The 22491-nt window shown below is 66.2% G+C and carries 28 protein-coding genes and 4 tRNA genes; 25 read left to right on the forward strand and 7 right to left on the reverse strand.

The genetic code is table 11. The features are described from left to right. Nucleotides 1–32: 32 nt before the first annotated feature. The 8 genes from ACIQ1T_RS05915 to mqo all read left to right on the forward strand — a co-directional run bounded on the left by ACIQ1T_RS05915 (nucleotide 33) and on the right by mqo (nucleotide 6216). On the forward strand, nucleotides 33–557 hold the full coding sequence (locus tag ACIQ1T_RS05915; RefSeq protein WP_395943606.1) for a ubiquinol-cytochrome C chaperone family protein: 525 nt from the start codon (nucleotides 33–35) through the stop codon (nucleotides 555–557). Between the two features lie 4 nt (nucleotides 558–561). Beyond that, nucleotides 562–1080 carry a YceD family protein gene (locus tag ACIQ1T_RS05920; protein WP_395943607.1) on the forward strand — a complete coding sequence of 173 codons (519 nt, stop codon included), beginning with the start codon at nucleotides 562–564 and terminating at the stop codon, nucleotides 1078–1080. 107 nt (nucleotides 1081–1187) lie between these two features. After that, nucleotides 1188–2261 carry a phosphate acyltransferase PlsX gene (gene plsX / locus ACIQ1T_RS05925; protein ID WP_395943608.1) on the forward strand — a complete coding sequence of 358 codons (1074 nt, stop codon included), beginning with the start codon at nucleotides 1188–1190 and terminating at the stop codon, nucleotides 2259–2261. Then, on the forward strand, nucleotides 2258–3235 hold the full coding sequence (locus tag ACIQ1T_RS05930; protein WP_395943609.1) for a beta-ketoacyl-ACP synthase III: 978 nt from the start codon (nucleotides 2258–2260) through the stop codon (nucleotides 3233–3235). Before plsX ends, ACIQ1T_RS05930 begins: the two co-directional genes overlap by 4 nt. A gap of 77 nt (nucleotides 3236–3312) precedes the next feature. Next, nucleotides 3313–3621 (forward strand): integration host factor subunit alpha, encoded by a 309-nt coding sequence (locus ACIQ1T_RS05935; RefSeq protein WP_395943798.1) that lies wholly within the window; start codon nucleotides 3313–3315, stop codon nucleotides 3619–3621. Between the two features lie 5 nt (nucleotides 3622–3626). Further along, nucleotides 3627–4034 (forward strand): MerR family transcriptional regulator, encoded by a 408-nt coding sequence (locus tag ACIQ1T_RS05940; RefSeq protein WP_395943610.1) that lies wholly within the window; start codon nucleotides 3627–3629, stop codon nucleotides 4032–4034. A gap of 59 nt (nucleotides 4035–4093) precedes the next feature. Further along, nucleotides 4094–4170: transfer RNA gene (locus ACIQ1T_RS05945), tRNA-Pro, on the forward strand. Nucleotides 4171–4530: 360 nt separating this feature from the next. Next, complete coding sequence (mqo, locus tag ACIQ1T_RS05950) at nucleotides 4531–6216, forward strand: malate dehydrogenase (quinone) (protein WP_395943611.1); 1686 nt, start codon at nucleotides 4531–4533, stop codon at nucleotides 6214–6216. Between the two features lie 63 nt (nucleotides 6217–6279). Here mqo and ACIQ1T_RS05955 read toward each other — a convergent pair whose 3' ends face one another. Together ACIQ1T_RS05955 and ACIQ1T_RS05960 are read right to left on the reverse strand one after the other, a co-directional pair. Further along, complete coding sequence (locus ACIQ1T_RS05955; RefSeq protein WP_395943612.1) at nucleotides 6280–6474, reverse strand: DUF2842 domain-containing protein; 195 nt, start codon at nucleotides 6472–6474, stop codon at nucleotides 6280–6282. Continuing rightward, the gene (locus ACIQ1T_RS05960) at nucleotides 6474–6725 is read right to left on the reverse strand and encodes a transglycosylase (protein ID WP_395943613.1); all 252 of its coding nucleotides are present in this window, start codon (nucleotides 6723–6725) and stop codon (nucleotides 6474–6476) included. Before ACIQ1T_RS05960 ends, ACIQ1T_RS05955 begins: the two co-directional genes overlap by 1 nt. Before the next feature lie 136 nt (nucleotides 6726–6861). Between ACIQ1T_RS05960 and ACIQ1T_RS05965 the strand changes: the two genes are divergently transcribed. Then, nucleotides 6862–7962, forward strand: a complete 1101-nt coding sequence (locus ACIQ1T_RS05965) for a COX15/CtaA family protein (protein ID WP_395943614.1) — start codon at nucleotides 6862–6864, stop codon at nucleotides 7960–7962. Here the strand turns inward: ACIQ1T_RS05965 and ACIQ1T_RS05970 are convergent. Further along, nucleotides 7931–8638: an alkaline phosphatase PhoX gene (locus ACIQ1T_RS05970; RefSeq protein ID WP_395943799.1), complete on the reverse strand. Its 708-nt coding sequence runs from the start codon at nucleotides 8636–8638 to the stop codon at nucleotides 7931–7933. The two genes, ACIQ1T_RS05965 and ACIQ1T_RS05970, sit on opposite strands and share 32 nt — an antisense overlap. Continuing rightward, entirely contained in the window at nucleotides 8589–9314 is a 726-nt protein-coding gene (locus ACIQ1T_RS05975; RefSeq protein WP_395943615.1) for an alkaline phosphatase PhoX, read from the reverse strand. Before ACIQ1T_RS05975 ends, ACIQ1T_RS05970 begins: the two co-directional genes overlap by 50 nt. A 267-nt stretch (nucleotides 9315–9581) precedes the next feature. Between ACIQ1T_RS05975 and rplM the strand changes: the two genes are divergently transcribed. From rplM to msrB, 5 genes are all read left to right on the forward strand, one after another. Further along, nucleotides 9582–10055, forward strand: coding sequence for a 50S ribosomal protein L13 (rplM, locus tag ACIQ1T_RS05980; RefSeq protein WP_395943800.1), 474 nt, complete (start codon nucleotides 9582–9584; stop codon nucleotides 10053–10055). 2 nt (nucleotides 10056–10057) lie between these two features. Continuing rightward, entirely contained in the window at nucleotides 10058–10549 is a 492-nt protein-coding gene (gene rpsI / locus ACIQ1T_RS05985) for a 30S ribosomal protein S9 (RefSeq protein ID WP_201097390.1), read from the forward strand. A gap of 78 nt (nucleotides 10550–10627) precedes the next feature. Further along, on the forward strand, nucleotides 10628–11038 hold the full coding sequence (locus ACIQ1T_RS05990) for an ACT domain-containing protein (RefSeq protein WP_395943616.1): 411 nt from the start codon (nucleotides 10628–10630) through the stop codon (nucleotides 11036–11038). A 3-nt stretch (nucleotides 11039–11041) separates the two neighbouring features. Continuing rightward, on the forward strand, nucleotides 11042–11977 hold the full coding sequence (gene argC, locus ACIQ1T_RS05995) for an N-acetyl-gamma-glutamyl-phosphate reductase (RefSeq protein ID WP_395943617.1): 936 nt from the start codon (nucleotides 11042–11044) through the stop codon (nucleotides 11975–11977). A gap of 65 nt (nucleotides 11978–12042) precedes the next feature. After that, complete coding sequence (gene msrB / locus ACIQ1T_RS06000; RefSeq protein ID WP_395943618.1) at nucleotides 12043–12546, forward strand: peptide-methionine (R)-S-oxide reductase MsrB; 504 nt, start codon at nucleotides 12043–12045, stop codon at nucleotides 12544–12546. Here msrB and ACIQ1T_RS06005 read toward each other — a convergent pair. Both ACIQ1T_RS06005 and phaC read right to left on the reverse strand, forming a co-directional pair. Beyond that, the gene (locus tag ACIQ1T_RS06005; protein WP_395943619.1) at nucleotides 12543–12920 is read right to left on the reverse strand and encodes a hypothetical protein; all 378 of its coding nucleotides are present in this window, start codon (nucleotides 12918–12920) and stop codon (nucleotides 12543–12545) included. The genes msrB and ACIQ1T_RS06005 overlap by 4 nt on opposite strands. Next, nucleotides 12917–14860 (reverse strand): class I poly(R)-hydroxyalkanoic acid synthase, encoded by a 1944-nt coding sequence (gene phaC, locus ACIQ1T_RS06010; RefSeq protein WP_395943620.1) that lies wholly within the window; start codon nucleotides 14858–14860, stop codon nucleotides 12917–12919. The genes ACIQ1T_RS06005 and phaC overlap by 4 nt, the downstream gene beginning before the upstream one ends. A 91-nt stretch (nucleotides 14861–14951) precedes the next feature. On the opposite strand from phaC, the gene ACIQ1T_RS06015 reads away from it, so the two are divergent. From ACIQ1T_RS06015 to ACIQ1T_RS06055, 9 genes are all read left to right on the forward strand, one after another. Beyond that, on the forward strand, nucleotides 14952–15401 hold the full coding sequence (locus ACIQ1T_RS06015; RefSeq protein ID WP_395943621.1) for a hypothetical protein: 450 nt from the start codon (nucleotides 14952–14954) through the stop codon (nucleotides 15399–15401). A 41-nt stretch (nucleotides 15402–15442) separates the two neighbouring features. Then, nucleotides 15443–17254, forward strand: coding sequence for a single-stranded-DNA-specific exonuclease RecJ (gene recJ / locus ACIQ1T_RS06020; protein WP_395943801.1), 1812 nt, complete (start codon nucleotides 15443–15445; stop codon nucleotides 17252–17254). Nucleotides 17255–17350: 96 nt separating this feature from the next. Continuing rightward, nucleotides 17351–17425 (forward strand) — tRNA-Glu (locus tag ACIQ1T_RS06025). Nucleotides 17426–17679: 254 nt separating this feature from the next. Next, nucleotides 17680–18198 (forward strand): cold-shock protein, encoded by a 519-nt coding sequence (locus ACIQ1T_RS06030; RefSeq protein ID WP_395943802.1) that lies wholly within the window; start codon nucleotides 17680–17682, stop codon nucleotides 18196–18198. A gap of 22 nt (nucleotides 18199–18220) precedes the next feature. Beyond that, a complete protein-coding gene (locus tag ACIQ1T_RS06035; RefSeq protein ID WP_395943622.1) occupies nucleotides 18221–18700 on the forward strand; it encodes a DUF192 domain-containing protein in 480 nt (159 codons plus the stop codon). A gap of 45 nt (nucleotides 18701–18745) precedes the next feature. Next, nucleotides 18746–18822: transfer RNA gene (locus tag ACIQ1T_RS06040), tRNA-Pro, on the forward strand. 78 nt (nucleotides 18823–18900) lie between these two features. Continuing rightward, entirely contained in the window at nucleotides 18901–19206 is a 306-nt protein-coding gene (locus ACIQ1T_RS06045; protein ID WP_395943623.1) for an ETC complex I subunit, read from the forward strand. Nucleotides 19207–19224: 18 nt separating this feature from the next. Then, nucleotides 19225–19301 (forward strand) — tRNA-Arg (locus ACIQ1T_RS06050). 31 nt (nucleotides 19302–19332) lie between these two features. Then, a complete protein-coding gene (locus tag ACIQ1T_RS06055) occupies nucleotides 19333–20301 on the forward strand; it encodes a rhodanese-related sulfurtransferase (RefSeq protein WP_395943624.1) in 969 nt (322 codons plus the stop codon). Between the two features lie 9 nt (nucleotides 20302–20310). Here the strand turns inward: ACIQ1T_RS06055 and ACIQ1T_RS06060 are convergent, their stop codons facing one another. Then, nucleotides 20311–20586, reverse strand: coding sequence for a hypothetical protein (locus ACIQ1T_RS06060; RefSeq protein ID WP_395943625.1), 276 nt, complete (start codon nucleotides 20584–20586; stop codon nucleotides 20311–20313). 153 nt (nucleotides 20587–20739) lie between these two features. Between ACIQ1T_RS06060 and ACIQ1T_RS06065 the strand changes: the two genes are divergently transcribed. Both ACIQ1T_RS06065 and ACIQ1T_RS06070 read left to right on the forward strand, forming a co-directional pair. Then, nucleotides 20740–21171: a DUF2231 domain-containing protein gene (locus ACIQ1T_RS06065; protein ID WP_395943626.1), complete on the forward strand. Its 432-nt coding sequence runs from the start codon at nucleotides 20740–20742 to the stop codon at nucleotides 21169–21171. Then, nucleotides 21171–22463, forward strand: a complete 1293-nt coding sequence (locus tag ACIQ1T_RS06070; RefSeq protein WP_395943627.1) for a PQQ-dependent sugar dehydrogenase — start codon at nucleotides 21171–21173, stop codon at nucleotides 22461–22463. The genes ACIQ1T_RS06065 and ACIQ1T_RS06070 overlap by 1 nt, the downstream gene beginning before the upstream one ends. Nucleotides 22464–22491: the final 28 nt, after the last annotated feature.

Here is a 22491-nt window from a genome sequence, read left to right on the forward strand (position 1 = left end):
ACGGCGCGGCGGAAAAGGGGCCGTAGAAATCCATGCTGAAAAACCTGTTCAGACCCCGGCCCGGCGCCCGCACCGGCCACGACCTGTACGCCCTGGCGGTGGCCCAGGCGCGTACGGTCGACTTCTACACGCGGCTGGGCGTGGAGGATCGGATCGACGCGCGATTCGAACTCTATACGCTGCACGTCCTGCTGCTGGTGCTGCGGCTGCGCGACGAGAAGACGTCGCAAGGGCAGGATGCCGCCCAGTCCCTGTTTGACGTCTATGTCTCGGCGCTGGACCATGCGCTGCGCGAAGAGGGCGTCGGCGATGTTTCGGTCGGCAAGAAGATGCGCAAGCTGGGCGAGGCCCTGTATGGGCGGATGAACGCCTATGAGGCGCCGCTGCGGAACGGCGATGCGGCCGCCATGGCCGAGGCCCTGGCCCGCAACGTCTATGCAGACGCGGCGGCGGAACGGGCGGGAGATCTGGCGCGCTATGCGCTGGCGACGCGGGCCGGTATGGCCGCGCAACAATTCAACGAAGTGCTGGCGAAGCCGGCCTGGGCGGAAGTTTGAGATCATGAGCGCGACGCTCCCTTTCAGCGACACGGTGCGCATCAACCAGATCGGGGCCGGCCTGAGCCGCCGACTGGAGCCGGACGTGGACACGCGCAAGCGAATCGCCCGCGCCCTGGACCTGCAGGGGCTTGAGGACTTTGTGATCGACATGGAGGTGAAGCCGACTCCATCGACCAGCGAATGGACGCTGAAGGGCAGAATATCGGCCCATGCGGTCCAGACCTGCGGCCTGACGCTGGAGCCGCTGCCCGTCGATGTCGATCGCCGATTTTCGATCCAGCTGGTCGAGGCGGCGCCGCAGGAGTCGGACGAGATCGAAGTCACGCTGGACGAGGAAGACGCCGACGTGATCGAGGACGGCAAGATCGACCTGGGTCAGTACGCCGTCGAGCAACTGGCCCTGTCGCTGGATCCGTTCCCGCGCAAGCCCGGCGCGGAATTCGTGCAGCCGGAAGAGCCCGCCGAGATATCGCCCTTCGCCGCGTTGAAGGCCCTGAAATCGACCGGCGATCAAGGCTGAGGTTGACGTAAGGGCCGGGTGGTTGCATCCCCCCGCTTCGGCGCTATCGTTCAGCGCCCCTATATAAGCGTCGCGCGCCAAGACGACGCGACCACACCGAGGTCCATTTGCCAGCCCCAGTTACGATCTCGCTTGACGCCATGGGCGGCGATCACGGGCCATCCGTCGTCGTTCCCGGCGTCCGCTCCTACATCCGCACCCATGGCGGCGAGGGCGTTCGCTTTTTGCTGCACGGGGACCAGGCCAAGATTTCCGCCGAACTGGCGCGTTGCGACGTGCCGGCCGAGGTCGTCGAGATTCGCCACACCGAAAAGGTCGTGGCCATGGACGAGAAGCCCGCCCAGGCCATGCGCCGGGGCAAGGGCTCCAGCCTGTGGAACGCCATCGAGTCGGTGAAGACCGGCGAGGCCGGCGGCGTGGTCTCGGCCGGCAACACCGGCGCCCTGATGGCCATATCCAAGCTGATCCTGCGCATGTCCGCGCCGGGGCTGGAGCGTCCGGCCATCGTCGCCAGCTGGCCGACCTTCAAGGGCCACACGGCGGTTCTGGACGTGGGCGCCAATATCGGCAGCGACGCCGAGCAACTGGTCGAGTTCGCCATCATGGGCGAGGCCTTCCAGTCGGCTGTGCGGGGGATCGAGCGTCCGACCATCGGCCTGCTGAACGTCGGTTCGGAAGACATGAAGGGCAACGAACAGGTCAAGGAGGCGCACGCCATCCTGCGCGACGGCCCGTTCGACCTGAACTACCGCGGTTTCGTCGAGGGCGACGACATCGCCAAGGGCACGGTGGACGTGGTCGTCACCGACGGCTTCACCGGCAATATCGCCCTGAAAACGGCCGAGGGCACGGCCCGCTATATTTCGGCCCTGCTGAAGGAGGCCCTGACCTCCAACCTGCAGGCCAAGCTGGGGGCCGTCATCGCCATGCCGGCCCTGAAGAAGATGCGCCAGAAGATCGACCCCAGCACCATCAACGGCGGGCCGCTGCTGGGCCTGAACGGGATCGTGGTCAAGAGCCACGGCGGCGCCGACGCCACCGGTTTCGGCAACGCTATCCGTATTGCGGTCGATCTGGCCCGCAGCGACTACATGACCAAGGTCGGCGCCAATTTGGGCAAGCTGGACGCCGTGTTCGACTACAGCACCCCTGCCGCCCCCGCCGGAGAACCCCTTCAGTGAGCGTCACCCGCAGCGCCGTCACCGGCGTCGGCTCCTTCCTGCCGGAGCAGATCGTCACCAACGCCGACCTGGCCAAGATCGTCGACACCTCCGACGAATGGATCCAGGAGCGCACCGGCATCAAGCAGCGCCACAAGGCGCGCGACGATCAACCGACCAGCGACCTGGCGACCGAGGCTGCGAGAAAGGCTCTGGCCGACGCGGGCAAGACCGCAGCCGACGTCGATCTGATCATCGTGGCTACGACCACGCCCGACATGACCTTCCCGGCCGTCGCCTCTATCGTGCAGCGCAAGCTGGGCGCGGGGGTGGGCGTCGCCTTCGATGTCCAGGCGGTCTGTTCGGGCTTCGTCTATGCGCTGAGCGTCGCGGACGGGTTCGTGGCGCGCGGCCTGTCGAAATGCGCCCTGGTCATCGGCGCCGAGGAAATGACCCGGCTGATGGACTGGACCGACCGGACCACCTGCGTCCTGTTCGGCGACGGCGCCGGCGCCGTGGTGCTGGAGCCGCGCGAAGGGCAGGGGACGGCCGCCGACCAGGGCATGCTGGGCTTCGCCCTGCGCGCCGACGGCTCCAAGACCGATCTGCTCTATGTCGACGGCGGACCGGCGACGACGGGGACGGTTGGACATCTGCGCATGGCCGGCAACCAGGTTTTCCGCCACGCGGTGGTCAACATCGCCGAAGGCATCACCGCCGCCTGCGCCGCCGCCGAGATCGAGATCGCCGACGTCGACTGGTTCGTGCCCCATCAGGCCAACCAGCGGATCATCAAGGGGGTGGGCGACCGACTGGGGCTCGACGAGGACAAGGTGATCTCGACCGTGGCCATGCACGCCAACACCTCCGCCGCCTCGATCCCGCTGGCGCTGGACGCCGCGATCCAGGACGGGCGGATCAAGAAGGGCGACATGGTCCTGCTGGAAGCCATGGGCGGCGGCCTGACCTGGGGCGCCTGTGCATTGAGGCTTTAAGTCCAGCCCATAGGCATTGATTTCCCGGAGACTTTGCGTCCCTATAGGATCGAGCGGATCGCAACCCCGGGGATATGATGGCAGGCCAACAGACCGTAACGCGCGCCGACCTGTGTGAGGCCGTGCATGAAGAAGTCGGCCTGTCGCGACAGGAATGCTCGTCCCTGGTCGAACGCACGCTGGAACTGATCGTGGAGTCGCTCGAACAGGGCGACACGGTCAAGCTTTCAGGCTTCGGCGTCTTCCAGGTCCGTGAGAAGCGCGCCCGTATGGGGCGCAATCCCAAGACCGGCGAACCGGCGGCGATCAATCCGCGTCGGGTCATCAGTTTCCGCGCATCCCAGATCATGAAGAGCCGGGTTCACGACGCGGTCGTCGAGGCCTGATTCGATTGGCCAAGAGCCCCGACGCCTTCCGAACGATTTCCGAGGCGGCCGAGGAGGTCGGAGCTCCGCAGCATGTGCTGCGCTTCTGGGAAACCAAATTCACCTTTGTGACGCCGGTGAAGCGGGCCGGCGGACGGCGATTTTATCGACCGCAGGACATCGCCGTGCTGAAGGCGGTCCGACGTCTTCTGCATGACGACGGCCTGACGATTCGCGGCGTCCAGCGCCTGCACAAGGAGCAGGGGCTGAAGAAACTGGTCGGCGCCGAGACGGCGGACCTGATCGAGGATGGAGATGCGAGCCTGACGACTGGGCCGGTGGCGACCGGCGGAGTCGAGCCGTCACGCCTGCACCGCATCCTGGTCGATCTCGAGCGCGCCAGGGCCCGGTTGGACGCTGTTCTCACAAGGTAGGTGGAAAACCTGTTTTAGCGTTTGCGGCGCGCCAAACCCTTGTCTATAGGGAGCGCCTTCGGAGCGTGGCGCAGCCTGGTAGCGCACTTGACTGGGGGTCAAGGGGTCGCAGGTTCGAATCCTGTCGCTCCGACCATTTTCCTCGTGAGAATGAGTTGTTGAAGGGGTCGCTTTCGAGCGGCCCCTTTTCAATTGCGCCAGCTCATCGCAGTCAGGCGCCGTTTCAGCTGATCTTTGATCACCAAGGATTGTGATCCCACATTCAGGGATCGCATAATCGCGGTATTGCGACATTACGGCTGGACCTGCCCCGTCTCAGGCGTAGAAGGCGGTCCACGATCTGGTCCGTGCCGTGCGATGTCGACCTCGCCGTCTTGAGCTGACGACGAGCGCATTCTCGACGCTGTGCCGGCTTTACCGAACTCCCCAGACGGTCGAACGACTGCGCGCAGGCGGGGAGAACCTGTTTTTGTGTCATCCCGAGAGGGCGTATTCGATGAAGAAGACTATCAAGATTCTTGTCAGCATCCTGTTGGTGCTGGTGATCGGAGCGGGTCTGTTCCTGTTCCGTCCGGTGTCCTGGGGATCGGGGCCGGCCCCCGAGAACGCGGAGCCTGTCGATGCCGTCGTGATCGGCGGTGGCATCATGAGCGTGACCCTGGCCACCTATCTCCAGGAGTTGGAGCCGACCTGGAACGTGCATCTGTTCGAGCGGATGGACGGCGTCGCGCTGGAAAGCTCGAACGGCTGGAACAACGCCGGCACGGGGCACTCCGGTTTCGCCGAACTGAACTACACGCCCGAGCAGGCGGACGGCTCGATCGCCACCACCCAGGCCGTGAAGATCGCCGAATCCTTCGAGGTCTCGCGTCAGTTCTGGTCGCATGAAGTGCATCAGGGCCGGCTGGGCACGCCGTCGGACTTCATCAACCCCACGCCTCACATGAGCTTCGTCTGGGGTGACGAGAATATCGAGTATCTGCGCAAGCGCCGCGAGGCCCTGATCAAGAACCCGCTGTTCTACGGCATGCAGTACACGACCGATCCCGAGCAGATCCGCCAGTGGGCCCCCCTGGTCATGGAAGGCCGAGACCCGAACCAGAAGGTCGCGGCCACCTATATGCCGCTGGGCACCGACGTGAATTTCGGCGTCATCACCAACCAGTTGACCCGTTCGCTGCAGCGCAGCCCCAACTTCCATCTGGAACTGAGTCACGAGGTTCGCGGCCTGCGTCAGAACCGAGACAAGACCTGGAATGTCACCGTTCGTGACCTCAAGACGGGTCAGGATCGCACCATCAAGTCGAAGTTCGTCTTCATCGGCGCCGGCGGCGCTTCGCTGAAGCTGCTGCAGATGTCGCGAATTCCGGAAGCCAAGAACTATGCTGGCTTCCCGGTCGGCGGTCAGTTCCTGGCCTTCGACGCCCCGGGCGTCACCGGACGCCATGACGTGAAACTGTACGGCAAGGCCGAGGCGGGTTCGCCGCCGATGTCGGTGCCGCACCTCGACGCCCGTCGCCTGGACGGCCGCGACGTAATGCTGTTCGGACCGTTCGCGCTGCAGAGCACTAAGTTCCTGAAGAAGGGCTCGTGGACCGACCTGTTCTCGTCTGTCTACTACAACAACATCCTGCCCATGCTGCGCGTCGGTTCCGAGAACCTGGAGCTGGTCAAGTATCTGGGCGAGCAGGCGACCCTGACGGACGCCCAACGCCAGGCCGAGCTGGTCAAATACTATCCGACCGCCAAGCGGAGCGACTGGCGTCTGATCACGGCTGGTCAACGGGTCCAGATCATCAAGCGCGACCCGGAGAAAGGGTCGGTCCTGCAGTTCGGCACAGAGATCGTGACGGACAAGGACGGCACCATCGCGGCCCTGCTGGGCGCCTCGCCCGGCGCCTCGACCTCGCCCGGCATCATGCTGGACGTTCTGGCCAAGGCCTTCCCCGAACAGGTGGCCGGGGCCTGGAAGCCCCGCCTGCAGGCGATGGTCCCCTCGTATGGGCTGAAGCTGAACACGGATGCGAGTCTGACCAATGACATCCGCCGCATGACCAGCCAGACGCTGAACCTGCCGTATCTGGACGTGCCCGAGAGTGTCACGCCCGCCGCGCCCGCCCGTTCGGCGACCGCTCCGGCGGCACGGGGGCGGAATATGAATGCGGAGCAACAGGCGCTCTGATCGTCGATCGGAACGCCAGACTTCGGATGGGGTCGTCCTTGCGGGCGACCCCATTTTCTTTGGCTAACCCCGCTCGGCCCATTTCAGCAGGGGGATGAGCGGCAGGCCCCAGGCCGTGCCGCCGACGCCGAAGAACAGGAAGTCGATCCAAGGGGAGGGCGGCAGCATGCCGCGCAGGGCGATCAGGCCCCAGATCCAGAAAACCAGGAAGGCGAGGACGCCGATCGCGGCGACGAATCGACGCGCGCGGGGCGGCATCAGCGCTTGTTCCGGAACAGGAAGAAGGCGACCAGGCAGACTGCGGAGCCGATCAGGGCCCAAGGAACCCAGATCCACGAATCCATGGTGCTGATCGCGAAGACGCGGATCGCCAGGAACCAGCCGCAGGCCAGGCCCACGCCGGACACCAGGCTGGCGCCGCCGAAGCCGCGACGGCCGGTCAGCAGGTCGGCGATCCAGGCCAGCAGAAGGCCGCCCAGAACGGCGGCGACGATATCGGCGTATTGCAAACCCTGATCTCCCTGTCGGCGTCCGCCGTTCTCTCGTTCCGACTCGCACTCGGCGCGAGAGGCGGGCATACCGCCCCGGTCGCGATTTGGTCACGGTCGAGCGCGACAGCATATCCGGGTCAGTGTCGGGCGTCGAATGAACCGTTTCGGAAATCCAGATCGCAATCGCGCCGTCGCCGTGTGGCTGTTCGCCACGGCGGCCATCGTCTTCCTGATGGTGGTGATCGGGGGCATCACCCGCCTGACCGGCTCGGGTCTGTCGATCACCGAATGGAAGCCCATCATGGGCGCGATCCCACCGCTGAACGACGCCCAGTGGAACGAGGCCTTCGAGAAATACAAACAGATTCCCCAGTACGCCCAGATCAACGCCGGCATGAGCCTGGGCGAGTTTCAGGGCATCTTCTGGTGGGAATGGCTGCACCGACTGATCGGCCGTCTGGTCGGGATGGTGTTCGCCCTGCCGCTGGCGATCTTCCTGTTGTGCCGGGTCGCGCCGCCGCGGTCGCTGTTCCGCCAATGGGCCATGCCGGATCGGCTGGTCTGGCGTTGCGTCGTGCTGCTGGGTCTGGGCGGGCTGCAGGGGCTGATCGGCTGGTGGATGGTGTCCAGCGGCCTGTCCGAGCGCGTCAGTGTCGCGCCCGAGCGGCTGGCGACCCATCTGGGCCTGGCCTTCGTTCTGTTCGCCGCCCTGATCTGGACCGGGCTCGAGGCCTGGAACGGCGAGGATCACGGTCGCCCGCCCGCCGGCTGGGCGCGCGGCGCCGGTCTGTTGCTGGGCGTGGTGTTCGTGCAGTGCCTGCTGGGCGCCCTGGTCGCGGGCGGCCATGCCGGCATGGTCTATACCGATTGGCCGCTGATGAACGGCGACGTCCTGCCGCCGGCCGATTGGAGCCTGGGGGCGGGGGCCTTCCTGCACGACCAGGCCCTGACCCAGTTCAACCACCGACTGACGGCCTATGGGCTGCTGATCGCGGTCAGCATCTATGCTTTTCAGGCCTGGCGTTGGCGGGTGGCGGAAGGGATGGGCCTGTCCGCCTTCCTTCTGGCGGGCGTGATCTGGTTCCAGGCCCTGCTGGGAATCGTCACCCTGATGCACGCCGTGCCGGTGTGGCTGGGCGTGCTGCACCAGGGCGGGGCCGCCGTCGTCCTGGCCGTGGCGACGGCGAACCTGTGGCTGGTGCTGCGGGCTCAGCCCCGGATCTTCATGTCCGGACCGAGGACCATGGGCCTCTGATCGCCAGGGTCATGCCCGGGTACATGATGTTGACGAACAGCACCTCGCCGTCGGGCGAGAAACAGGCGCCGGCGAACTCGGAATTGCCGGTGAAGACGTTGCGCGCGATCACATAGATGCGCCCGTCCGGCGTAACACCCTTCAGGTGGTTGCGGATGTCCGAGGAATAGTTGTCCTCGCACAGGACCAGGTGACCCCAAGGCGCGATGGTGATGTTGTCGGCCATGTTCATCGTTCTTTGGTCCGTGCTTTCGACGAACAACTGAAGACGATCGGCCGCGCCGTTCAGGCCGGGAACCAGCCGCATCACCTGGCCGCGTCGGATCGGTCCGCCCGAGGTGGCGGTGAAATACAGTTCGTTGTCGCCCCACCACACGCCCTCGCCGCGCGCCACCCAGGCGGCGCCGGCCGCGTGGCCGCGCTTGGCCAGATCGCCGTTCGGGGACTCGACATCGTCCAGGTCGATCCACTCGATCTCGCGCCAGTCGCCGACGGTCCAGGCGGCGACCTCCTGGTTGCGGGTGTCGGCGGAGGGCGCGCCCTTCAAGGCCATGGCCTGCAGCTTGCCCCCTTCGACCAGTTTGCCGGGCGTCGTGGGAATGAAGCGATAGAACAGGCCGGCGTTGTCATCTTCGGTCAGGTAGACGACGCCGCGTGCGCGGATCGATGCAGACAGCTTCGTGGTCGAACCGACCCATGGCCTTCAGCGGCACGGGATCGACCAGGCCCGTCGCGGTCGCCGGCACCTCGAACACCCAGCCGTGGCTCTTGGTTACGTCGGCGTCTGCGGGGGTCTCCACGGTTTCCTCGCACGTCAGCCAACTGCCCCACGGTGTCGGTCCGCCGCAGCAGTTGGTCGAGGTGCCCGCCAGGGTCAGGCGCTGGCCGACCTTCTGGCGGGTTTGCAGGTCATAGATGATGGTCGAGCAGCCCCCGGGCAGGGGGCGGCCGTCCTTGTAGGTGTCATAGGCCCGGTCGGCATCAACCAGGGCGATCCGCTCCTGACGCAGGCCGCCCGGACCGAGGTTGCGATGCAGCGCGCTGGAGCCCTTGAGTTCGTGGTTCACCACCAGGGCGACCTGTGAACCGTCCAGCGGGAAACAGGCCATGCCGTCGGGTTGGCCGGGGGCGAACAGGCCGTCGTCCATTGTATCGCCGCTCTGAGCCACGACCTGATAGGAGAAGCCTTCCGGCAGATCGAGCAGGCGGTTCGGGTCGCGGATCAGGGGGCCGTAGCCGTGGACCTGATTGACATAGGTCTCCTCACCCCCCGTCTGGGCGGAGGCATGGCGGGCCAGGCCGGCGAAGGCGAGGGCGGCGCTGGAGGCGAAAAGGCCTCGGCGGTCGATCATGGTAAGCTCCGGCTGAGGTAAGACGCGGGACTTGGCGTTCGAACGTCATGGTTTGATGACACCGGGAGGGGCGAAAAGGGGTGGAAAGTCGAAATCGACTCGGGTATTTTAATACCGCATAGAAAATACAAAGTATTTTCAGTATCTTGAGGCTAAAGTGTGCGTTCTGCGTGCGTTGACGCGACCAATCGTCTCCTGTATCAGCGCGCCTTCATTCGGTTCCCTCGGGGGCCGGACCCGATTTTCGTCTCCAGGAACCCCCTCATGCTGAAGAGCACCACGGCTTCGTTGAAGCCGGCCGAGGTCGAGAAGAAATGGATCCATATCGACGCCGAAGGCGTCGTGGTGGGCCGTCTCGCGACCTTCATCGCCAACCGTCTGCGCGGCAAGCACCGCGGCGACTACACCCCGCACGTTGACTGCGGCGACTATGTCGTCGTCACCAACGTCGACAAGGTGGTGTTCACCGGCAAGAAGTCGACCGACAAGGTCTACTATCGTCACACGGGCCACCCGGGCGGCGTCAAGTCGACGACCCCCGAGAAGGTTCTGGGCGGCCGCTTCCCCGAGCGCGTGCTCGAGAAGGCCGTCGAGCGCATGCTGCCGAAGGAAAGCCCGCTGGCCCGCAAGCAACTGACGCACCTGCGTCTGTTCGCCGGCGCCGCGCACGAACATGAAGCCCAGCAACCGGAAACGATCGACTTCAAGTCGGCGTCCGCCAAGAACACCCGGAGCGCCTGAGCATGACTGACGCGACGCAAGACACCGCCACCGGCTTCGACGCCCTGAAGGGCCTGAGCTCTTCGGTCGAGAACGACGCCCCGGTCTATGTCCAGAAGCTGGACGCCCAGGGCCGCGCCTATTCGACCGGCAAGCGCAAGAACGCCATCGCCCGCGTGTGGGTGAAGCCCGGCACCGGCAAGATCACCATCAACGGCAAGGACCAGGAGCAGTATTTCGCTCGTCCCGTGCTGCGCATGATGATCGCCCAGCCGCTGACCGTTTCGGATCGCGCCACCCAGTATGACGTGGTCTGCACCGTCGAAGGTTCGGGCCTGTCCGGCCAGGCCGGCGCCATCCGCCACGGCCTGTCGCACGCCCTGACGCACTTCGAACCGGAACTGCGCAAGGTCCTGAAGCCGCACGGCTTCCTGACCCGCGACAGCCGCGTCGTCGAGCGCAAGAAGTACGGCCGCGCCAAGGCTCGCCGCAGCTTCCAGTTCTCGAAGCGCTAATCGCGTTCACGCGGTTTGGATTTGGGGCGCTTCGGGGAGACCCGGAGCGCCCTTTTTCTTTGTCCGACAGGAAAGACCATGGCTGCGATCTCGGACCTGCCGACGCTGCTCTCGACAATGACGCCGGTGCTGCGGGACGGGGTGTTCGTCTTCTGCGAACTGCCGGAACTGGACGGCCGGGCGATCTCGGCCTTGTCGCCGGTCGTCGTCGTGCAGGAGGACGAGGCCGTCACGGTCGTCGTTCCGAAGGAGGTCGCGGTCGCCAACGGTCTGATCTTTGGGCCGGCCATGCGGATGATATCGCTGAAGGTCCACTCGGATCTCGAAGCCGTCGGCCTTACAGCGGCCTTCGCCACGGCGCTGGCCCAGGCCGGCGTCAGCGCCAATGTCGTCGCCGGAAGTCGGCATGACCATATTTTCGTCCCGGAACGTCAGGCTGAAGAAGCCATGGCGGCCCTCGGGGCGCTGCAGGCCCGGAGCAGGGGATAGACGATGACCCACACCATCTTCATCGACGGCGAAGCCGGCACCACGGGGCTCGAAATCCGCGAGCGGCTGGAAGCCCGAGCCGATCTGGACCTGCTGCTGCTGGGCGAGCGTCGTCGTGACGTGAACGCAAGACGCGAGGCGCTGAACAGCGCCGACGCCGTGATCCTGTGCCTGCCGGACGATGCCGCGCGCGAGGCGGTGGCGATGGTGGAAAACCCTGCGGTCAAGGTGATCGACGCCTCGACCGCCTATCGAGTCGCGCCGGGCTGGGCCTATGGCTTCCCCGAGATGGACGCCGGTCAGCGCGAGTTGATCCAGCGCTCGCAGTTCGTGTCCAATCCCGGTTGCTATCCGACCGGTTTCATCGGTCTGATGCGACCGCTGGTGAAGGCGGGGCTGGTGCCGTCGAACCATCCGGTCACGGTCAATGCGGTGTCGGGCTATTCCGGCGGCGGCAAGGCCATGATCGCCGAGTTCGAGGCCGAAGGGGCGTCGACCGCCTATCGCGCCTATGGCCTGACGCTGAAGCACAAGCATGTGCCGGAGATGACCAGACACGCGGGGCTGAGCCGCGACGTCCTGTTCGCCCCGGCCGTTGGAAACTATCGCCAGGGGATGCTGGTCGAGGTTCCGTTGCATCTGGCCGCCTTGCCGGAGACGCCTTCGGTCGAGCGGCTGCACGGCGCCCTGGTCGAAGCCTATGACGGTCAGAGGTTCGTCGAGGTCGCTGACCTGGAGGAGACCGAGGCCATGAGCGGCCTGGAGCCGGAGGGCCTGAACGGCACCAATCGGCTGAGACTGCACGTCTTCGGCGACCGGTCGGGGGAGCAGGTGCGACTGGTCGCCCTTCTGGACAATCTGGGCAAGGGCGCGTCCGGCGCGGCGGTGCAGAACCTGAACATCATGCTGGGTCTGGACGAGACGGCAGGCCTGATCTGATGGCCTGACCCGGCGAGGAGCGAGAGCGGAGAAACCTTTCCGCCCGCGCCATCGTACTGGGTTTCATGACCCAGTCCCTGATCCTGAATCGCCGGGGCCTTATGATGGGCGCCGGCGCGCTCGCCCTGTCCGCCTGTTCTCCGGAGCCCGTCGAGGCCGGAGAGGCGCAGTACGCCACATCGGCCTATCGTCGCGTGTCTGATGCAGACTGGCGGCGCCGGCTTGGCGACGCCTCCTGGCGCGTCATGCGGCACGAAGGGACCGAGACGCCCTATTCCAGTCCGTTGAACGACCAGCACGGGCGCGGAACCTTTGTCTGCAAGGGCTGCGACCTGCCGCTGTTTCGCTCGGGCTGGAAGTTCGATTCCCGCACCGGGTGGCCCAGCTTCTATGACGCCATCGCGGCCAATATCGGCCGCAAGCGCGATCTGGCCATCGGCATTCCCCGCACCGAATACCACTGCGCCCGTTGCCTGGGGCACCAGGGCCATGTCTTTCCCGACGGCCCTCGCCCGACCGGGCTGCGTTACTGCAACAACGGCGTGGCGCTGAAGTTCGTGCCCGCCTAGGAGCGGTTGGCGCGGATGGCGGAATCCACCGTCACGCCGAACCAGACCGCCGCGATGATGATCAGCAGGCCGTAGTCGTGGCCCGGCAGGAAGACGGGCGCGACGGCGGCGACGATGACGAGCAACGGAAACAGACCCGCCCAGACCGCCGTGGCGGGCGAGGCCGCACTGATCATCGGCTGAGGCCTGGGCCGTTTCATCATCCGCGCCGTCCAGCCGTTCAGGGCCACGAACAGGACCGAACAGACCACGGCGCTGATGACGTACTTGGGCGTATTGCCCGGCTCGCCGAAGGTCGCGGCCGTCATGACCAGCAGGATCAGGGCGACGCCGGTGCTGACGGCCAGCAGGATATTGGGTTCGATACGGTTCAAGACGTCACTTTCACATAACTGCCCGGCGCCGGTTCAAGCGGAGCGAGCGGACCCTGGGCGGGATTGCGGGCGGGGATTTGTTCGCCCGACCGCGCGTGCAGCCAGTCGGCCCAGTGGCCCCACCAACTGCCGGGATGTTCTACGGCGCCCGCCTGCCAATCGGCCAGGGAGGCGGGCAGGGCGGCGTTGGTCCAGTGCTGGTATTTCCGCGCCGCCGGGGCGTTGATGACTCCGGCGATATGGCCGGACCCGGCCAGGGTGAAGGTCACGTCAGGCCCGCCGAACAGTCTTGCCGAACGATAGACCGAATTCATCGGCGCGATATGATCCTCGCGGCTGGCCTGGAAATAGAGGGGGATGGTCACCTTCGACAGGTCGGCGGTCAGGCCGCCGATCTCGAACCGACCCTGGGCCAGGGCGTTGGCGCCGTACATCTGGCGCAGATAGGCCAGGTGCAGGGCCTTGGGCATCCGGGTCTGGTCGGCGTTCCAGAACAGCAGGTCGAAAGCGGGCGGATCCTTGCCAAGCAGATAGTTGCTGATGAAGAAGGACCAGATCAGGTCGTTGGAACGCAGGGCGTTGAACGTCTCGGCCATGGCCGCGCCGGGCAGGATCCCGCCGGCGGCGTCCATCTGGCGTTCGATCTCCGCAATCCAGTGTTCGTCTGTGAACAGCAGCAGGTCGCCGGCTTCGGCGAAATCGTGCTGGGCGGCGAAGAAGGTGGCCGCGGCGACGCGCGTGTCGTCCCGGGCCGCCATGTGAGCCAGGGCCGCGCCCAGAAGGGTGCCGCCGATACAGTAACCGACAGCGTTCAACTGTTCGGTTCCGGCCTGTTCCAGCGTCTTCTCGACGGCGCGATAGACACCCTTTTCCAGATAGTCGTCGAAGCCGTAGCCGGCCTTGTCGAGGTCGGGATTGATCCAGGAACAGACGAAGACGCTGAACCCCTGGGCCGACAGCCAGCGGATCAGCGAATTGGCCGGCTGCAGGTCCAGAATGTAGAATTTGTTGATCCAAGGCGGGAAGATCAGCAACGGCACGGCGTGCTGGGTCTGCGTGGCCGGCGCATACTGGATCAGTTCGAACAGGTCGTCGCGCCAGATCACCTGGCCGGGCGCGGTGGCGACGTTCTCGCCGACGACGAACTTGCCGTAGTCCGCCTGGCTGATCCGCAGGGAACCGCCGCCACGTTCCAGATCGGCGGCGAAATTCTGCATGCCCTTGACCAGGGATTCGCCGCTGGTCTCGGCCAGGGCCTTCAGGGCCACGGGGTTGGACGCCAGGAAGTTGGACGGCGAGAAGGCGTCGGTCAGCAGGCGGGTGAAGAACTGGGCGCGGCGCTTCACTGCGGGATCGACGTCCTCGACCCCGGCGATCAGCCCGTTCATCCAGTCCGAGGTCAGCAGATAGGACCGCCGCATCATGTCGAACATCGGATTGTCCGACCAAGCCGGGTCGCGGAACCGCTTGTCGGCGGGGGGCGGGGCGGCGGCCGCGCCGCTGGCCGTGGTGGTCCACAGCTCCATATAGCGGCCGAACAGATCAGCCTGGGCCTGGAACAGTTTCTCGGGCCGGGCCGCCAGGCTGCTCATGACTGAGGTCATGGCCGGGGCGACGTTGAATGGATCGGGCGACAGGGCGGCGGGGCGGTCGGCCTGGGACAGGGCCGCCTCGGCGATGGCGCTCTGGGCCATCATCGCCGCCTTGGCCAGATTCATGGACAGGGTTTCCAGCAGCCGTGCAGTGTCGGCGCCGGGGAAGGGCGCATCCTGCGGTTCAGGCGTGGGGTCGGGCGCGGTATGCGGCTGGGGCTCGGCCTCTGGCGGCGGTGCGGCCGCCTTCTTCGCCTTGGGAGGGCGGGGCTTCGCCGAGGTCGGCCGGCCGGGCTTGCGGGGCGCCTTGGCGACCGGATCGACCCTGTCCTTCGACGGTTTGGCCATGGCTTGTCCCTCGCGTTTCCGGCGTGCCGAGAGCCGGTTCGGCGCCACGCCCTTCCGCACGGGGCCATGATGGCATAAGACCGACCCCGAAATGAACGTGCACATCCGTAAAAAGACGAGGCTGACGGCCTTGATGATCTGTCTGGCGCCCCTGGCGGCCTGCGCCGGCTCGTTCGCGCCCAAGACCGATCCGAGTTCGGCCATCGCGCCGCGCGTCCAAGAATTGGTCGACGCCAATCGCCACTATCCCAGCTGGGAGAATTTCCCCGCCGCCCCGACCGACCTGCCGGCGGCGACCCAGGTTGCGGCCCAGGTGCAGACGCTGCAGGGGCAGGGCGGAACACTGGGCGGCGAGGTCGCGCGCATCGACTGGACCCTGGGCGACGCCGAGACCCTGGCGGCGGAGGCCCGCGCCCAGGTCGGGGCCATTCCGGTCTCGCCCGACTCGGCCCGAACCCAGGCGGACATCGACGCCTTCGCCCAGGCCCTGCGCGACCGCGCCCGGGCGCCCGCCGCGATCGATCGCCGCCCGCCGCAATGAAGTCTGTCGCCGGGGGTGTCGAATCCCGGGATGATGCGATGATGGCGGACGACGGCGGCATCAGAATCGACAGTGCGTTCCTGGGAGTGACCACCTCTCTGTCCGGTCGCGCCTGGCGTCAGCGCCCGGCCGAGGCCGCCACCATCCGCGCCCATATGCAGGGGCTTGGGCTGGAGGAGCCGCTGGCGCGCGCCCTGGCCTCGCGCGGCGTGCGCGCCGATCAGGGGGCGGATTTTCTGACCCCGACCCTGCGCGCCCTGTTTCCCGATCCGTCCAGTTTCATGGATATGGACGCCGCAGCCGAGGCCCTTCTCGACTCGCTGCAGGCCCAGGCGAGCATCCATGTCTTCGCCGACTACGACGTCGACGGCGCCTCAAGCGCCGCGCTGCTGGTGCGCTGGTTTCGGGCCATGGGGGCGGATCTGCCCATCTATGTGCCCGACCGTCTGACCGAGGGTTACGGCCCCAGCGCCAGGGCCTTCGACACGCTCAAGGCCTCGGGCGCCGATCTGGTGGTGACGGTCGACTGCGGGGCGGCGGCCAACGAGGCCCTGGCCCATGCGGCGGCCATCGACCTGAAGATCGTCGTCATCGACCACCATCTGATGCGCAGCGAACCGCCCAAGGCCCTGGCTGTCGTCAATCCGAACCGGCCGGGCTGCAACTCGGGACAGGGCAATCTGGCGGCTGCAGGGGTGGTCTTCGTCCTTCTGGCGGCCCTGAACCGCGAGGCGCGCCGACGCGGCCTGTTCGCCGACAGGCCCGAGCCGGATATCCGCCAGTGGCTGGATCTGGCGGCCTTGGGCGCCATCTGCGACGTCACCGGCCTGACCGGGTTCAACCGGGCCCTGACCGGTTTGGGCCTGAAGGTCATGGGCGACTGGAAGAACCCCGGCCTGCGCGCGCTGCTGGCCGCCGCCGGAGCCGAGCAGGGGCCGGCCAAAACCAATCATGCCGGCTTTATTCTGGGGCCGCGCATCAACGCCGGTGGTCGCATCGGCCGGTCGGACCTGGGGGCGCGCCTGTTGTCGACCGACGATCCTGCCGAGGCCGAGGCGCTGGCGCTGGAACTGGATGCGCTGAACCTGTCGCGCCGCGAAGTCGAGCGGGCCGTGACCGAATCCGCCGTGCGAAAGGTGGAGGCGACCGGCGCCCACGCCGACGAGACGGCCGTGGTCGTGGTGGCGGGCGAGGATTGGCATCCGGGCGTCGTCGGCATTGTCGCGGGCCGCCTGCGCGAGCGCTGGCGCAAGCCGGTGATTGTCATCGGCCTGGATCCGGTCACCGGCCTGGGCAAGGGCTCTGGGCGGTCGCAACCCGGCATGAATCTGGGGCGCGCCATCCAGGCGGCCTGGGAGGACGGGATCCTGCTGGCCGGCGGTGGTCACGCCATGGCGGCGGGCCTGACTATGGATGGCGCGCGTCTGACGGAATTGATCGGCTTTCTGAACGACCGGCTTGCCGGCGAACGGATCGAGGCCGTGGCCATGGACGCCTTGGAGATCGACGCCCTGATCGATCCCGGCGCGGCGACGCGGACCCTGTTCGAATCGTTCGAGCAACTGGCGCCCTTCGGTCCGGCCAATCCCGAACCGGTTTTCGCTCTGAACGGCGTGCAGGCGCGCGAGCCGGTGCAGATGAACGGCGGCCATGTCCGTTGCCGGCTGGTCGGACCGGACGGGGCCTCTGTGCGGGCCATCGCCTGGCGCTGCGCCGACCTGCCGACCGGGCAGGCGCTGTTGAGCGGGCAGGGCGGGCTGAATGTCGTGGGTCGTCTGAAGGCGGACGACTGGAACGGCCGTCGTGGCGTGCAGTTCGAGATCGAAGACGTCGCCGATCCCCGCATGGTCTGACCGGGCGCGAGCGATCCTCAAGTCGTCGAAAAAACTCGAAATCCACGCTTGCACCCGTCCGAGGGCGCGGCTATATCGCCGGCTCTCCCGCGCAGCGGTCCCTTCGTCTATCGGTTAGGACGTCAGGTTTTCAACCTGAAAAGAGGGGTTCGACTCCCCTAGGGACTGCCACGCGGGATGAAGACCGGTCGAGCCGCCAGGCCGCCGGTCGCGACCCTCCCTCGATTTATCGTTCGTGTGCGGCAAGTTCGTTCGCACGAGTGTGTTTTGGGCTACACAACCGGAACGTTTCTACTAAGAACCGCAACATTAAGGCGGTTTCCCCCAATTTTGACCTTTCCAAAGATTCACGGAACAGTGTTAAACGTAATCGTGTGTCCGTTAGAGGAGCGGACGGGGGTCTGAAGTTGTCTGATTACGATGGGATGGAAACGGCGGAGACCGTTCGTGTCGTCGGGCGCGTGAAATGGTTCGATCCGGCGAAGGGCTATGGCTTCATCGTCCCGGACGATCCGACGCTGACCGAGCTGCGCGACGTGCTCCTGCACATCAGCAGCCTTCGCGAGACCGGTCGAGAGACCGCCGACGAGGGTGCGGCGATAACCTGTGATTGTGTGAAGCGGTCCAAGGGATGGCAGGCGATCGAGATCCACGATCTCGGCGCCGGCGAGCCCAGCGTGGTTGTGCGCCGTCCGGCGCCTGCCGCTGAGGCCCATGCGCGATCGCCGGACGTCGACGGGGCGCTGGAGCCTGCCGTGGTCAAATGGTTCAATCGGACCAAGGGCTACGGATTCGTCGTGCGCGAGGCCGGCGATATCTTCGTCCATATCGAGACCCTGCGTCGCTGCGGCCTGGACGATCTGGTCCCCGGCGACGTGGTCCATGTGCGATTCGCCAGTGGTCCCAAGGGACTGGTGGTCGCGGAAATCAGAACGGGCGGCTGATCGGCGCGCCCACGGAGGGCGTATGTTCGACGCGACGAGACGTTTCCTGACGGCCGGTCTTCTGGCGCTGGCGGTCGCCGGCTGCGCAGCCAAGGCGCCGGACGGCCCGAACGGCGAGCCCCTTCAGAAGCTGGCCATCGTCACCACCTCGGGCGAGCACGCCTTCTGGGTCGAGATCGCTGACGAGGAGCCTGAACGCCAGCGCGGCCTGATGTTCCGCCCGCCGCTAGAGGATGACCGCGGCATGTTGTTCCAATGGCCCGGCGAGGCGGCGCGCGAACAGAGTTTCTGGATGCGCAACACGCCCAGTTCGCTGGACATCCTCTATATCGATCCGCAGGGGCGAATCGTCTCCATCGCCTCGCACGCGACGCCCTTCTCGGAAGCGCCGATTCCGTCGAACGGCGCCGCGAACGGGGTGCTGGAGCTGCGCGCCGGCCGCGCGGAAGAGATCAATGCGAGGCCCGGCGACAAGGTTTTGCATCCTTATTTCAAGCCTTGATTGCGGATCGCCGCGTGAAGTGCCAATAGAGCGCTCCGTTCGGTCCGGGGTGTAGCGCAGCCTGGTAGCGCATCTGGTTTGGGACCAGAGGGTCGGAGGTTCGAATCCTCTCGCCCCGACCAATGGACGGCCGCTGGATTCCATGTCCGGCGCGGGTTATGGCAGGCCCACAGGACCTGCCGATCACTAGGGATTTCGCCATGCTCGCCCGCATCTACCGCCCAGCCAAGACCGCTATGCAGTCCGGCAAGGCCAAGAGCCGCGACTGGCGCCTTGAGTTTGAACCGGCTTCGGCCCGCACCCTTGATCCGCTGATGGGCTGGACCAGCTCGTCGGACATGAACGGTCAGGTCCGTCTGCCGTTCGATTCGAAGGAAGAGGCCATCGCCTACGCCGAACGTCACGGCATCCCGTTCCGCCTGCACGAGCCGAACGAAGCCCCGACGATCATCAAGGCCTATGCCGACAATTTCGCCACCAACCGCAAACAGCCCTGGACGCACTGACGCCCGGCTCGCTGCCGAGCGCCCTTAGCTCAACCGGATAGAGCACCCGCCTTCTAAGCGGACGGTTGCAGGTTCGAGTCCTGCAGGGCGCGCCACGTTCGCGACGGCGGCGCTGAAAGGCACGCCATGACCGACTTCCTCACAGTCCCCGATACCGGCCCGAACGGAGGCATTCGTGTCGCCGCCCTCTATCGCTTCGCCGTCGTCGGCGATGTCGAGGCGGTGCGGGACCGCCTTCAGTCCGTCTGCGTGGCCAGCGCGGTCAGGGGTACGCTTCTGGTGGCCGCGGAGGGGCTGAACGGCACGATCGCCGGCCCCGAGGCGGGAATCGAAGCCGTTCTGGCCGAGATCCGCGATATTCCGGGTTTCGAGGATCTCGAGGTCAAATACGCCTGGACCAGCGACATGCCGTTCCTGCGGCTGAAGGTCCGGATCAAGCAAGAGATCGTCACCATGGGGCAGCCGGACCTGGATCCCGCGCGGCAGGCCGGCGTCTATGTCTCTCCCGCCGATTGGAATGCCCTGATCGCCGATCCGACCACGCTCGTGATCGACACCCGCAACGATTATGAGGGTGAGATCGGCGCCTTCGCGCGCGCGATCCAGCCGAACACCCGCAGTTTCCGCGACTTCCCGGACTGGTTCCGCACCGAAGGCCGCGCCCTGATGGACGAGATGAAGCCGAAGAGGGTGGCCATGTACTGCACCGGCGGCATCCGTTGCGAGAAGTCGACCGCCTTCCTCAAGGCCGAGGGGGTCGAGAATGTCCATCATCTGGAAGGCGGGATCCTGCGCTACCTCGAGACGATCGACGCCGCAGACAGCCTGTGGCGCGGGGACTGTTTTGTCTTCGACGAGCGCGTCTCGGTCGGCCATGGCCTTGTCCAGGGCGATCACACGCTGTGCCGGGGGTGCCGGATGCCGGTCAATGCGGAGGGCAGGGCGTCGCCGCACTTCATCGAAGGCGTCTGTTGCGCGAATTGCCGGGATACTCGGGACGACGCACAACGGCTTCGCTATGCGGAGCGTCAGCGCCAGATCGAACTGGCCCGCCGGCGCGGCGACGCCCATCTGGGCCGCAGCGATCCTGCCTGACGGCGCCGCCTATTTGGCCGGCTGCTGATAGACCACGCGGCAATCGCCATCGATCGTGGTGTAGCGGTTGTTGGAGGCGTCAACGAACGAGATCCGGCCGCCGTCGTCATATTCGACCTTGCCGGTCGAGCGACCCTTGAAGTTCTCGACGCCATAGGTCCAGCAGGTGATGTCCGCCGGCTTGTCGCCCCAGGTGGCGTCGTTGCGAGCCCGCTTGCTGTCCGTGCAGGCGGCGGTCGTGGCGACGAGGGCCAGGGAAAGGGCGGTGATGACGAAGGTTTTCATGCTCCCAGCCTGACATGATTTCCGAGGCTTCGGAAGGTGAGGCGGGCGCGTGACGGTTGTGACGGCTTGATTGGCGTTCTCCGTGATGAACCAATGGCCAAGCCATGAGTTGGATCAGGCGTCGCCGTGGTTGGCGATGTGGAGGAGCCGCCTATGCACGCCGCGCCCGGTTTTCGCGCGAGACTGAATCCCCTGCACGGGATCATCTTGGCCTTTCCCATCGCCCTGTTCTGCGCAGCCCTGATCAGCGACATCGCCTATCTGAAGACGGCGGAGATGCAGTGGTCGAACTTCTCGGCCTGGCTGATCGTCGGCGCCTTGGTCTCGGGCGGCCTGGCGGGACTCTGGGCCCTGATCGACCTGGCTTTGGCTTGGCGGGGCGCCGGACGGCGCCATGCCCTGGTTCATGTGATCGCCCTTTTCCTGGCCTGGGTGTTCGGTCTGATCAACGCCTTCAAACACAGCCAGGACGCCTGGAGTTCGGTCGGGGCGTTCGGCCTGACGCTGTCGATCCTGTCCACAGTGCTGGTGCTGGTCGCCGGCTGGTTCGCCTATTCCATCTCGACCGTGCGGGAGATCGCGTGATGATCCGTAATCTCCTCGGCGCGACCGCCATCGTTCTGGTCCTGGCCGGCTGCGGCCGCAGCGATCCGAATCTGAACCAGACCGGCGCCAATCCGGACCTTCCAGGGCGCAACGAGACCCTGGTTCCGCCCATGAGGATCGCCACGCCGGTGGGCTGGAACGGCGAGGCGCCGACCGTGCCGGACGGCTTCACCATCATGCCGATGGCGACCGACCTGAAAATTCCGCGCCAGATCCTGGTGCTGCCCAACGGCGACATCCTCATCGCCGAGGGCTCTGGTGGTCATGCGCCGAAGGTACGTCCCAAGGATGTCATCGCCGGAATCATCAAGGCCAAGGGCAAGACCAGCGTGAAGGGCGGAAACCGCATCACATTGCTGCGCGACGCCAATGGCGACGGCCAACCTGAAGTTCGCACCACCTTCATCGACAATCTCGACGCCCCCTATGGCATGGCCTTCGTGGACGGCTCGCTCTATGTGGCCGAACAGGGCGCCCTGCTGCGCTTCCCCTATCAACAGGGTCAGACACGGATCACGGCGCCGGGGCAGGAACTGACCAAGCTCCCGTCGGCCATCAACCACCACTGGACCAAGTCCCTGACCGCCAGCGCCGACGGCTTGACCCTGTATGTCGGCATCGGCTCGAATTCGAACATCGGCGAGCGGGGTCTGAGTGTGGAGCAGGACCGGGCTGTGGTCTGGGCCATCGACCGTCAGACCGGCGCGCATCGCACCTTCGCGACCGGGATCCGCAATCCCACCGCCCTGGCGATCGAGCCCACCACCAGCGCTCTCTGGGCGGTGGTCAACGAGCGTGACGAACTGGGCCCGCAACTGGTGCCTGACTATCTGACCTCGGTGCGCGAGGGCGGCTTCTACGGCTGGCCTTACAGCTACTGGGGCCAGAACATCGACCCGCGCGTCCGCCCGCAGGACCCGGACAAGGTCGCCAGCGCCATCGCGCCCGACTACGCCCTGGGTTCGCACGTCGCCGCCCTGGGGGTCAGCTTCGTGACCGGCGGCGGCTTCGGCGGCGGGTTCAGCCAGGGCGCCTTCATCGGCGAGCACGGCAGTTGGAACCGCCAGGATCTGTCCGGCTACAAGGTCGCCTGGGTGCCGTTCGCCAATGGCCGCCCCAACGGCGCGCCGGTCGATTTCGCGACGGGCTTCATCAAGGACGGCGAGGCCCGCGGGCGTCCTGTGGGGGTCACCTATGATCCGCAACGTCGCATCCTGCTGGTCGCGGACGACCTGTCCAACACGGTCTGGCGGATCGCGCCGCGTCGCTGAGCCTGCGAACGGGCTGACGAACAGCGAG

The sequence above is a fragment of the Brevundimonas sp. genome (assembly GCF_044336875.1).
GTDB lineage: Bacteria > Pseudomonadota > Alphaproteobacteria > Caulobacterales > Caulobacteraceae > Brevundimonas.

Coding starts and splice junctions, on each gene's coding strand:
- argC (WP_395943617.1), top strand. CDS start 11,042: ATGACCCACACCATCTTCATCGACGGCGAAGCCGGCACCACGGGGCTC.
- ACIQ1T_RS05955 (WP_395943612.1), bottom strand. CDS start 6,474: ATGCCGCCCCGCGCGCGTCGATTCGTCGCCGCGATCGGCGTCCTCGCC.
- ACIQ1T_RS05915 (WP_395943606.1), top strand. CDS start 33: ATGCTGAAAAACCTGTTCAGACCCCGGCCCGGCGCCCGCACCGGCCAC.
- ACIQ1T_RS05975 (WP_395943615.1), bottom strand. CDS start 9,314: ATGATCGACCGCCGAGGCCTTTTCGCCTCCAGCGCCGCCCTCGCCTTC.
- ACIQ1T_RS05935 (WP_395943798.1), top strand. CDS start 3,313: ATGGCAGGCCAACAGACCGTAACGCGCGCCGACCTGTGTGAGGCCGTG.
- ACIQ1T_RS05990 (WP_395943616.1), top strand. CDS start 10,628: ATGGCTGCGATCTCGGACCTGCCGACGCTGCTCTCGACAATGACGCCG.
- ACIQ1T_RS06060 (WP_395943625.1), bottom strand. CDS start 20,586: ATGAAAACCTTCGTCATCACCGCCCTTTCCCTGGCCCTCGTCGCCACG.
- ACIQ1T_RS06065 (WP_395943626.1), top strand. CDS start 20,740: ATGCACGCCGCGCCCGGTTTTCGCGCGAGACTGAATCCCCTGCACGGG.
- ACIQ1T_RS06015 (WP_395943621.1), top strand. CDS start 14,952: ATGAACGTGCACATCCGTAAAAAGACGAGGCTGACGGCCTTGATGATC.
- ACIQ1T_RS06030 (WP_395943802.1), top strand. CDS start 17,680: ATGGAAACGGCGGAGACCGTTCGTGTCGTCGGGCGCGTGAAATGGTTC.
- phaC (WP_395943620.1), bottom strand. CDS start 14,860: ATGGCCAAACCGTCGAAGGACAGGGTCGATCCGGTCGCCAAGGCGCCC.
- recJ (WP_395943801.1), top strand. CDS start 15,443: ATGGCGGACGACGGCGGCATCAGAATCGACAGTGCGTTCCTGGGAGTG.
- mqo (WP_395943611.1), top strand. CDS start 4,531: ATGAAGAAGACTATCAAGATTCTTGTCAGCATCCTGTTGGTGCTGGTG.
- ACIQ1T_RS06070 (WP_395943627.1), top strand. CDS start 21,171: ATGATCCGTAATCTCCTCGGCGCGACCGCCATCGTTCTGGTCCTGGCC.
- rpsI (WP_201097390.1), top strand. CDS start 10,058: ATGACTGACGCGACGCAAGACACCGCCACCGGCTTCGACGCCCTGAAG.
- ACIQ1T_RS05920 (WP_395943607.1), top strand. CDS start 562: ATGAGCGCGACGCTCCCTTTCAGCGACACGGTGCGCATCAACCAGATC.
- ACIQ1T_RS06045 (WP_395943623.1), top strand. CDS start 18,901: ATGCTCGCCCGCATCTACCGCCCAGCCAAGACCGCTATGCAGTCCGGC.
- msrB (WP_395943618.1), top strand. CDS start 12,043: ATGACCCAGTCCCTGATCCTGAATCGCCGGGGCCTTATGATGGGCGCC.
- ACIQ1T_RS06055 (WP_395943624.1), top strand. CDS start 19,333: ATGACCGACTTCCTCACAGTCCCCGATACCGGCCCGAACGGAGGCATT.
- ACIQ1T_RS06035 (WP_395943622.1), top strand. CDS start 18,221: ATGTTCGACGCGACGAGACGTTTCCTGACGGCCGGTCTTCTGGCGCTG.
- ACIQ1T_RS05965 (WP_395943614.1), top strand. CDS start 6,862: ATGAACCGTTTCGGAAATCCAGATCGCAATCGCGCCGTCGCCGTGTGG.